The sequence below is a fragment of the Leclercia sp. genome (assembly GCF_036780805.1).
GTDB lineage: Bacteria > Pseudomonadota > Gammaproteobacteria > Enterobacterales > Enterobacteriaceae > Enterobacter.
In genome coordinates, this window is the sequence record NZ_DAIQCE010000011.1 from 123,062 (window position 1) to 133,562 (window position 10,501).

A 10,501-nucleotide genomic window follows, 5' to 3' on the forward strand; every position below is an offset into this window, starting at 1 on the left:
TTTGTAGGCCGTGCAAGGCGTCAGCCGCCGCCCGGCAGAAGCGAGCACAATATTTAAACCAGGTTGCTGATTGCGTGTACCTCTCTGGAATTGCCCGGTGGCGGCTTACGTCTTACCAGACCTATGCCTGTGTTTTCTGTTAGTTCTGATTTTCGTGAAGTGGTAAACCGAAATTAATTTTAACGGGTATATGAGCACAGGTGTTTAAGGCGTGAGATCGCATGAAAGAGTAGGGAAGATGTTTATGCTTGCCGTTGTGGTCAGCCTGGTAGCGGGTTGTGCGCCGTTACAGCCTTCGGGATGCCACAAAACCTCGGCAACAGGGAGTTGCAGTTCTGGCCGCTGGGAGGATCAGGATGAATGGGGGGCGCAGGCGCGGGGGATGAAGGCGGCGATAAACGAGAAAATTGCTGAACCACAACGCTGGAAGGGCAAAAAATGCAGGCTGCATATGGAATTTGCGCAGGATGGTACGGCGGTGAAGGTATCAACCAGCAATGGCAACAAAGAGTATTGCGAGGCGGTGAAATTGGCGGCTCAAAAAGCCAAGTTCCCGGCGTTTAGGAATCCGGAGGTGTATCGGGATTTTCAAAAGGTTGGGTTTGATATGCGGGGGTAGCCGGATAATTATTGTTGCGACGTGCTTTGTGCCAGAAGCAGACATTGTTCTACTTTCCACAAAGTGCCACATGGAAATGACTATTGTCGTTTCACTATCGTCAATTTTTCTCGATGATATATGATTGAACCTGAAGCAAGCGTCTATATCGCCTGGCCATATGCTTCTCACGTTCAGTTAAGCCGAACTCGCCATTCTAGTGGTTTCCTGATAAACATAGGGAGGATGAAGTAGCATATACTCCAATTTCCCATAATTTATGGCAAGGCGTATGCGAATTCAGGAATTATAATTGGGGGCGAGAAAGGCAGGGAAATATCTTTTCAAGGCCCCTTGTCGTCAAAGCATCCCTTATGAACTGTATAGTATAGCTATTCGAATCTATTAGAATTTTCCCAATGTTATTTTTCCATAATTTATGAAATCTCTCTAAGCTGTTGAGCTACTGCGAGCATGATTTACATTCTTCAAAACCAAATTTCTCTAAAAAAACAACATCGAATGATTTCTCAGAAAGATTGTTTTTTTTGCAGTTATATTCAAAAATTGATTCGATAAGTGCTGGCTTTATTATTGTTAACCACTCAATCAACTCTGGAGGATCGTCGTTTTTGCATTTTGATTTTGCTTTATACATTCCATTTTTAATGGATGGTTTGTTTTTGTTTAAAAAATCAATACAGGATGATATTTTCTTTGATATGGAAATAATCATCTCATCCAGAGATAATGCGGAAAATTCTTGGATGCCACTATTATCAAAATCGATTTTTGATGGCGGGTTTATTAACATAAATTGAGCCGATAGCTTAGTGATGAATCTTTGTTCGTCACTTTGCGCCAAATGTCTGTTTTCGAATGCAAATTTTTGAGCTCTTATTACTTCGCTTTCTCCTCTGTCTTTAATTTCCGGCGGAATCAAGAAATTCTTAAAGTTGCTTTTTAAATATTCACAATTTCTGTTTCTATGAAATTTCGGTTTAGAATTTGCATTGAATAGATATGTGTCACTAAATTGACGGTGGTTTATTGATGGTTGCAGTTTGTTTTTTTCAATAAACTCAGAGAATTTTGCCGTATAGAATAAAAAACGTATTTCAGGGTCGCTAAATAATTCCCTTATATTATCTATGTCAGCAATGTTAATGTTTTCACTAAGAGTTTTTATTAGCGAGTCAATTGAGTAAACAGCTGCATTGGATGACTGATATATTATTTTTTTCAATGAACTTTTTGTAATGTACGCGTTTTTCATTTTTCATTTCCTGTTGAATATATCAAATCATTTTTGGATAGTAATTCTATGAATGAGTTTTCATGTATTTCTTTCGGTGTGTCATTAATGACTTTTTCTGCCAAGGCTATAACTTCAATGTCTTTCTCTGTTAAGATGATTTCGTAGAGGAATTTAGATATATCACGCGTAAGCATTGATGATTTTGCTTCAAGATTTATCTTACTCAAAGCCTCTAGCATTGCTGATACTTTTGCTGGAACTCTTATTGAGATAATTTCATAGTAATCATTGGAATTGTTTGATTTTTTGTTTTCTAACATTTAATTAAATCCTTTCTTTGATTTTTTCAAGGAGAGTATTATGCTCATCGCTATGCCTTAAGGTTTCAACCTCATCACTAATTCGTGGGTCGCATACATCTTGTTCAGATAATTTATAGTAATTATACCTATGGTTTATTTCTTGTTTAATTTCATCTCTAACTATTTCATATAACCAGCTTTCTTCGAGATCGTTACGGCCATCAACTATCTCTTGTGGGGACAGGTAATCAGCTACTCTAGCTATTAATATCTTACTGTCAAACTCAGTTGTATTTTCATGTGCTTTTTCTAAAGCTAGTTCTTTTAACATATCAGTAATGATATTACTTCTTGATGTATTGAACTTGCTGGCAATAGCATCAATGAGATCAAGATCTGCTTTATGCACTTTTAAATTTATTTTGTAGTTGTTCTGTTTTATAAAAATCTTTTTCTCACTTGTCTGGTTTAATAGCTTATCAGTATTTATTCTTAACATTTTATTTACCATAATGGAAAAACGATGTAATGAGTGAATCTCTATCAATAACTAAGCTAATACCTTTTTTGCCTTTTATCTTAATAAGTGTTTTCTTTATTTCCTCCGTTGCTTTTAAAGCCATGGAAATCGTTTTTTCGTCAAGAATAAGCCTTTCTCCATTAGCGCTATCACACCCAAGAGATAGCGCCATTTGTAGAATTTCAAGAGATATGTTTCGTTGGGACATTCTTTTTGATAAATGACACGATATTTTCATTGAGCGCCTCCGATTCCGATACAAACAGATTAGTACAAATTGTACTAATTGGAAAGATTTTTTTTGATTGCGATCTATCTTATTGATTTTAATGTTTTAATTTTTTATGGTTTATGCCGTTACTCAATGAATTGATTCTTTTATGAGGCGAAGCTTGTGACTTTCTTGTCCGTAATCTCTTGTACTGTACCTTAGGAAAACTTTTGAACCGCAGTAACTGGTTTTTGCATGATCCGCTCCCCGTTGATTAAGAAAAGGTGATGTTTGGGTGGCTAGAACAATGTTGTAGGTCCACTTCTCGCTCTTAACAGACATTCATTGTTTGACATAAGCAACAGTCGAAGTTGTTAGCGTATAAAAACCGAATACTAACCCCCCAACCCTAACACCCCAACCCTAACCCCATCCCTCAAACGTATTAAGGGGCCCACCACAGCCCCTTATCACAACTTGAAATCAGTCAGCCTTCACCAACTTACAGCCGCACTCAATGCACCGTAATATACGGCTCCTTCACAAACTCATTCAGCAGCCAGACCAGATCGTGCAGCAGCCCCGCCAGTTCTTTCTCGACGTTGACGTGCAACGCGCCACCCAAAATTGCCTGCACTAAAGCCAGCGCATAATCCACCTGAGGAGCGGTTTCCTGCCAGCAGTCCGGCATACAGGAAGTGAGTGTTTCCCCCTGGATCAACTGCGCGATAAGATGCGGCGGGAGTTCGGCTTCACAGCGTTCACGTAGCTGGCGCAGCGCGTGCAGCAGACCTTCACAGAGCGCAGTGCGGGATGTTCTGCCATCAGTTTCGATCAATACGCTCACCAGAGCGGCGCAGCGATCGGCGACCTCAAAGAGATCCGCAGCAGCAGAAAGCGGCGTAGTCAGGGAAGTGGGAATAACCTGTTCGTCAGATTGCGGGTAAATCAGGGTTGGGATAGTAGTCATCATGACATCCTCTCTGTATTAATTGAATTAACCACCCGAAGAGTTCCTACGCTCAAAGGAGGTAGCACTGACGGAGGTAGGAATGCCGCCTACAGAGAAAACGGCCAGTCTCGCGACTGCTCCGCCAGTGCCACCGTGATTTTACGGGATATGCACTGTCGCGACATACAAATATCGCTCTGTAGAATTCGGGTTCCTACACCCGATTGCGGATGTGCCGCAACGCAGTCACTTTACGAGGCTGATAACGGGAATAAAAGCCTTAACCCTGAATTACATAGGGATACTTTAAGGTTTGCGAGGCTCCTTCCAGAAAGGCCATGCCGGGGTTGCTTCGCTTGCCCGGCACTGAATAATAACGCTGCTGCTTCTCATGAAAATGATATTTCCCGTACCTTTAGCAACCACAGCGAAAATACCAGAACTATCATCGTGACTTATGTCGATGACAATATCTATAAATGCTATAGCTATTAGGCTGATCGTTTAAAGGATCTCTTATAAGCGTATCCCTTGCAAAATGTCATTTGCTTATTTACTCATCAATTTTTAGTTCTTATACTCTGCGGGATAACTTAAGCTAAATTGCCAGGGGCGGCTATGAACTATAACAATGATGTTATTAGCTATTTGCAATCAAACAATATTCTCGCGTTAAAGCTCGATCGTGCACTAACAGGCGTTAGAGAAATGGTTTCCAGCCAGATAGAAACCATTGGCGCAGGTGCTAAACGTGCCCTTTATTACACCTCCTGTTTTACTGATGATTATCAGGATGTTTGTAGAAACCAAAAGAATGAAGATACTCGTTTTGCAAATGGCGTTGTTCACGTCTTTCAGAACAATGATATTGCTTATGAAATGCTGCATATTTATTTTGTGCAACTATTTCAGTACAAAACGTCAGAACAGTTAGAGAATATCAAGCGTAAGTTAATGGCGGTCAATGTTTATATTGCCGCAAGTTCTCTCACCAACGTAGGATTCGCGCTAGCGGTCGCTTGTAGTGTGGCTATTGGAATGAACTTACGTCTCGAAATGAGTGCTTTGGTCGGCAGTAAGGCCAGAGGGGTTGTTGCCGTTGCGGGTATGTATGGCGTCGTTCAGAAAGCAGCTGACAGTGCGCAACGTCTGAAATATGTCTATCCAGCCTATTACGCAGCGTTGTACTCACGAGAGCTTGAAATGATGTATTTTCTCGTAGAACCATTATTTGAACGCGCCGGAGCATTCTCTCATTCAACGTCAGATAGCGTTATAGCCGATATCATAACTAAGATGATTAGATAACAATGATTAATATTATATACAGGATATTCAGGCGGATATTCAAGTCTTTGCTCGCCGACTATGGTCCGGGCATATTAACAATATTATTCACATTCGTGTTTTTACATTTTTTCCCAAACGGTCCTTTATGGCCAATACCTGTGTTTTTATTATTAATTCTAATTTTTATAAAGTGGTAAATCTCAACTGCAAAATTTCAGGAATAATAAGGACGTTATATGTCTACACCCGCACATTTATGGCTTGAAGATGAAAATGGTTCTCCAGTTGTAGGAGGTTGTATTATGCCGTTACGGTTAGGCTCAATTGAGCTTAAGTCGTTTTCCCACGGTGTCACTATTCCGGTAGATCCGAACCTGGGAAAGCTTACCGGGACACGTGTCCATCGTCCCATCACTATAGTAAAAGAGTTCGACCGGACCACGCCTCTTCTTTATCGTGCAGTGTGTGAAGGAAGAACGATGAAGAAAGCCACCATTAAGATGTACCGAATCCTTGATTCAGGTATAGAGGCTGAATACTTTAATATTATTCTGGAGAATGTGAAATTAACAACTGTTGCACCCTATCTGGCTCCGAATGGAATGAGTAGCACGCATCTTGAAACGCTGGAGTTACGTTATGAGGCGATCACCTGGAAATACACGGATGGGAATATTATCTACCGTGACTCATGGAACGATCGATGTTGTAGATGAAGGGAAAGAGTAACAGGCTGCACTGCCACTCCTGTCATCGTCATTTATGGCGATGACAGCGGCTCTCCAAACTAAAATCCTTTAATTTCATAATCTTAATTTCTGGCCCAATTTATGCATACCTCCGGCAAGCTTACCATCACCCCGGAGATTAAGGATGAACCGTTTCATCATCGCCGATGCCAGCAAATGCATCGGCTGTCGTACCTGTGAAGTGGCCTGCGTGGTATCACACCACGACACCCAGGACTGCGCCTCGCTGACCCCGCAGAACTTCCTGCCGCGTATTCACGTCATCAAAGGCGTCAACGTCTCCACGGCCACCATGTGCCGCCAGTGCGAAGACGCCCCTTGCGCCAGCGTCTGCCCGAACGGGGCCATCACCCGCGATAACGACTTTGTTCACGTCCACCAGGAACGCTGCATCGGCTGCAAAACCTGCGTCGTCGCGTGTCCGTACGGCGCGATGGAAGTGGTGCTGCGTCCGGTTGTGCGCAGCATCGGTGCCGGGCTGAACGTGATGTCCGAAAAGGCCGAGGCCAACAAATGCGACCTCTGCTACCACCAGCCGGACGGCCCTGCCTGCATTCAGGCCTGCCCGACCAATGCCATTGTCTGCATCGACAGGCAAAAGCTTGAGCAGTTGAGTCTTGAGAAACGCCGCCGTGCGGCGCTGGACTCCGTTTCCTCGCAGATGCTGTAAGCCTCTGCCTCTCTTTTCACTTTTAGCAGGTCTGTTACTGATGAAAAAAATCACCAGCGTCTGCCCGTACTGTGGTGCGGGCTGTAAATTAAAACTCGTTGTCGACAACAATAAAATCGTTCGTGCGGAAGCGGCCCAGGGTGTGACCAACCAGGATCAGCTGTGCCTGAAAGGCTATTACGGTTGGGATTTTCTTAACGATACCCGGCTGCTGACGCCGCGCCTGACCCAGCCGATGATCCGCTACCAGAAAGGGGGCAAGTTTGTGCCCGTCTCCTGGGATGAGGCCATCCGCTACACCGCCCGTCGCCTGAGTGAAATCAAGGCTAACTACGGGCCGCGTGCCATCATGACCACCGGTTCATCCCGCGGCACCGGGAATGAAACCAACTACGTGATGCAGAAGTTTGCCCGCGGGGTGCTCAACACCAACAACGTCGACTGCTGCGCCCGCGTCTGCCACGGGCCGAGCGTGGCCGGGCTGCAGGAGACGCTGGGCAACGGGGCGATGAGCAACTCCATCAGCGATATCGAACACTCAAAATGCCTGCTGATCTTCGGCTACAACTGCGCCGACTCGCACCCGATCGTCGCCCGCCGGGTGATCAAAGCCAAACAGAACGGCGCAAGAGTGATCGTCTGCGATCCGCGCAAAATTGAAACCGCGCGCATTGCCGACCGGCACCTGCAACTTAAAAACGGCTGCAACATGGCGCTGGTGAATGCCTTCATTTACACCCTGCTGGACGAAAGCCTCTACAACGCCGACTACGTGGCCCGCTATACCGAAGGGCTGGACGCGCTGCGCGAAACGGTCCGCGAATACGCCCCGGAAAATGTCGAGGAGATCACCGGCGTCAGCGCCCGGCAGATCCGCGAGGCGATGCGCATCTACGCCGCCGCGCCGTCCGCCACCGTGATGTGGGGGATGGGCGTGACCCAGTTCGGGCAGGCGGTGGACGTGGTGAAAGGGCTCTCCACCCTGGCGCTGCTCACCGGCAACCTCGGACGCGAACACTGCGGCGTCGGCCCGGTGCGCGGGCAGAATAACGTCCAGGGCGCGTGCGACATGGGGGTGATCCCCAACCAGTTCCCGGGCTATCAGGACGTGACCGACCCACAGGTGCGGGAGAAATTCGCCCGGGCGTGGGGCGTCGATCCCGCATTGATGGATGACCAGGTCGGGGTGCGGATCACCGAAGTGCCGCACCTCGCGCTGGAGGGCAAGGTCAAAGCCTATTACATCATGGGGGAAGATCCCCTCCAGACCGAAGCCGACTTAGGGTTGGTGCGCAAAGGGTTTGACGCGCTCGACTTCGTGGTGGTGCAGGACATCTTTATGACCAAAACCGCCGAGGCGGCGGACGTGCTGCTGCCCGCCACCTCCTGGGGTGAACACGGCGGGGTCTTTACCTGCGCCGACAGGGGTTTCCAGCGCTTTGAAAAAGCCGTTGAGCCAAAGGGCAACGTCAAGCGCGACTGGGAGATCATCAGCCTGATCGCCACCGCGATGGGCTACCCGATGGCGTACCGCGATAACCAGCAGATCTGGGACGAAATGCGCGAGCTGTGCCCGCTGTTTTACGGCGTGACGTACGAAAAAATGGGCGAGATGGGGCATATCCAGTGGCCGTGTCCGAGCCTCGATCATCCGGGCACGCCGTGGCTGTATGAGGGCAACCGCTTCGACACCCCGAGCGGCAAAGGCCAGCTGTTTGCCGCGCCGTGGCGCAAACCGGCGGAGATGCCGGACGCCGACTATCCGCTGGTGCTCTGCACCGTGCGCGAGGTGGGGCACTACTCCTGTCGCTCGATGACCGGCAACTGCGCGGCGCTGCAAACTCTGGCGGACGAGCCGGGCTTTGTGCAGATCAACCCGCAGGATGCACAGACGCTCGGCATCCGCGATCGCCAGCTGGTGTGGGTCAGCTCCCGCCGCGGGAAGGTGATCAGCCGCGCCGACGTTAACGAACGCATCAACCAGGGGGCGGTATACATGACCTATCAGTGGTGGATCGGGGCCTGCAACGAGCTGACCCAGGACAACCTCGATCCGGTCTCGAAAACGCCCGAAACCAAATACTGCGCGGTGAAGATTGACACTATTGCCGATCAACACTGGGCGGAAAATTATGCCCAGACCACCTACAGCGCCATGAAACAACGCCTGCGCGAGGCGGTAGAGAGTTAATTCATGAGGACAAACGGCACGCTGCTGCGCATTCGCGGCAAAGTCCAGGGGGTGGGGTTTCGCCCCTGGGTCTGGCAACTGGCCCGGCAGATGGGGATGAAAGGCGACGTCTGCAACGACGGGGCAGGGGTAGTAGTTCGCCTCGTCGGTGAGCCGCAGGGCTTCATGCGCCAGCTGGCCGCCGGAGGCCCGCGGCTGGCGCGCATTGACGACATCAGCGAGCAGCCGTGGCACTGGGCGTCGTTACCGGAGGCGTTCACCATTCTGCCAAGCGGGCAGGGGCAGATGGCCACCCAGGTGGTGCCGGATGCCGCCACCTGCCCGGCCTGTCTGGCCGAGATGAACGATCCGCGCGAGCGGCGCTACCGTTATCCGTTTATTAACTGCACCCACTGCGGGCCGCGCTTCACCATTATCCGGGCGATGCCGTATGACCGTCCGGCCACCACCATGGCGGAGTTTGCCCTGTGTCCGGCCTGCGAAGCGGAGTACCGCAACCCGGCCGACCGGCGCTTTCACGCCCAGCCGGTGGCTTGTCCGGACTGCGGGCCGCAGCTGAGCTGGGTGTGCGGCGAGGCGCGTGCAGAGAAAGACCACGCCCTGCGGGCCGCGGTATCTGCGCTGAAGCAGGGCGGGATCGTGGCGATAAAGGGGCTCGGCGGTTTTCATCTGGCCTGCGATGCCGGTAATCAACAGGTGGTTAACCGCCTGCGCGAGCGCAAGCGGCGTCCGGCGAAACCGCTGGCGGTGATGATCCCTGAGCGAATGGCACAGGCGCTACCCGCAGAAGCGCAGGCCCTGCTGCGTTCCACGGCAGCGCCGATTGTGCTGGTGGACAAACGGTTGCTGGCCTGCTGCGAGGCCATTGCCCCTGGGCTGAATGAGGTGGGGGTGATGCTGGCGGCGAACCCGATCCAGCACCTGCTGATGCAGGATCTCGATCGTCCCCTGGTGATGACCTCCGGCAACCTTAACGGCTGTCCGCCTGCGCTGACCAACGACCGGGCCATGCAGGATCTGGCCGGGATTGCCGACGGCTGGCTGCTGCATAACCGCGACATCGTCCAGCGCATGGACGACTCGGTGCTGCGCGCCAATGGCGAAATGCTGCGCCGCTCCCGGGGCTTTGTCCCGGATGCGCTGCCGTTGCCGCCCGGTTTTGACAACGTGCCTTCGCTGTTGTGTCTCGGCGCGGATCTGAAAAATACCTTCTGTCTGGTGCGCGGCGGGGAGGCGATCCTCAGCCAGCACCTGGGCGATCTGGGCGACGACGACGCGCTGGCTCAGTGGCAACAGGCGCTCAACGCGCTGCAGGATCTCTGGCAGTTTAGCCCTGAAGGGGTGGTGACCGACGCCCATCCCGGCTATCGCTCCACCCAGCTGGGAGAGCAGATGCCCTGGCCGCACCATCGCGTGCTGCATCACCACGCCCACGCCGCGGCCTGTCTGGCGGAACACGGCTGGCCGCGCGACGGCGGGGATGTTATCGCCCTGGTGCTGGACGGTATCGGCCAGGGGGAGAACGGCGAGTTATGGGGTGGGGAGTGCCTGCGGGTCAACTACCGCAGCTGTGACCGGCTCGGCGGCTTGCCTGCGGTGGCGCTGCCCGGCGGCGATATGGCGGCACGCCAGCCGTGGCGCAACCTGCTGGCCCAGTTCCAGGCATTTGTGCCCGAATGGCAAGCCTTGCCAGAGGCGAGTCTCCTGGCCGATAAACCCTGGCAGCCGCTGGCCCAGGCGATTGCCCGCGGGGTCAATTC

General features: G+C 50.6%; 11 protein-coding genes. 6 read left to right on the top strand and 5 right to left on the bottom strand.

All coding sequences use genetic code 11. From position 1 onward, the window contains the following. Positions 1 to 238 precede the first annotated feature (238 nt). Positions 239 to 619 (top strand): cell envelope integrity TolA C-terminal domain-containing protein, encoded by a 381-nt coding sequence (locus V7Q49_RS19735; protein ID WP_442913083.1) that lies wholly within the window; start codon positions 239 to 241, stop codon positions 617 to 619. Between the two features lie 442 nt (positions 620 to 1,061). On the opposite strand, the gene V7Q49_RS19740 is transcribed toward V7Q49_RS19735, so the two are convergent. The 5 genes from V7Q49_RS19740 to V7Q49_RS19760 form a co-directional block, all read right to left on the bottom strand. Further along, positions 1,062 to 1,874: a hypothetical protein gene (locus V7Q49_RS19740; protein WP_333854626.1), complete on the bottom strand. Its 813-nt coding sequence runs from the start codon at positions 1,872 to 1,874 to the stop codon at positions 1,062 to 1,064. Next, entirely contained in the window at positions 1,871 to 2,176 is a 306-nt protein-coding gene (locus V7Q49_RS19745; RefSeq protein ID WP_333854628.1) for a hypothetical protein, read from the bottom strand. Before V7Q49_RS19745 ends, V7Q49_RS19740 begins: the two co-directional genes overlap by 4 nt. 4 nt (positions 2,177 to 2,180) lie before the next feature. Next, on the bottom strand, positions 2,181 to 2,657 hold the full coding sequence (locus V7Q49_RS19750; RefSeq protein WP_333854630.1) for a hypothetical protein: 477 nt from the start codon (positions 2,655 to 2,657) through the stop codon (positions 2,181 to 2,183). A 1-nt stretch (position 2,658) separates the two neighbouring features. After that, positions 2,659 to 2,916, bottom strand: a complete 258-nt coding sequence (locus V7Q49_RS19755; protein ID WP_333854632.1) for a hypothetical protein — start codon at positions 2,914 to 2,916, stop codon at positions 2,659 to 2,661. 487 nt (positions 2,917 to 3,403) lie between these two features. Next, on the bottom strand, positions 3,404 to 3,859 hold the full coding sequence (locus V7Q49_RS19760; protein ID WP_333854648.1) for a hypothetical protein: 456 nt from the start codon (positions 3,857 to 3,859) through the stop codon (positions 3,404 to 3,406). 600 nt (positions 3,860 to 4,459) lie between these two features. On the opposite strand from V7Q49_RS19760, the gene V7Q49_RS19765 reads away from it, so the two are divergent. From V7Q49_RS19765 to hypF, 5 genes are all read left to right on the top strand, one after another. Further along, a complete protein-coding gene (locus V7Q49_RS19765; RefSeq protein ID WP_333854634.1) occupies positions 4,460 to 5,149 on the top strand; it encodes a hypothetical protein in 690 nt (229 codons plus the stop codon). A 218-nt stretch (positions 5,150 to 5,367) separates the two neighbouring features. Then, entirely contained in the window at positions 5,368 to 5,847 is a 480-nt protein-coding gene (locus V7Q49_RS19770) for an Hcp family type VI secretion system effector (protein ID WP_333854635.1), read from the top strand. 157 nt (positions 5,848 to 6,004) lie between these two features. Further along, positions 6,005 to 6,550: an electron transport protein HydN gene (hydN, locus tag V7Q49_RS19775; RefSeq protein ID WP_142486855.1), complete on the top strand. Its 546-nt coding sequence runs from the start codon at positions 6,005 to 6,007 to the stop codon at positions 6,548 to 6,550. 40 nt (positions 6,551 to 6,590) lie between these two features. Further along, positions 6,591 to 8,741 carry a formate dehydrogenase subunit alpha gene (gene fdhF, locus V7Q49_RS19780; RefSeq protein ID WP_333854636.1) on the top strand — a complete coding sequence of 717 codons (2,151 nt, stop codon included), beginning with the start codon at positions 6,591 to 6,593 and terminating at the stop codon, positions 8,739 to 8,741. A 3-nt stretch (positions 8,742 to 8,744) separates the two neighbouring features. Beyond that, a partial coding sequence (gene hypF / locus V7Q49_RS19785) for a carbamoyltransferase HypF (protein ID WP_333854638.1) occupies positions 8,745 to 10,501 on the top strand: 1,757 nt, incomplete at its 3' end.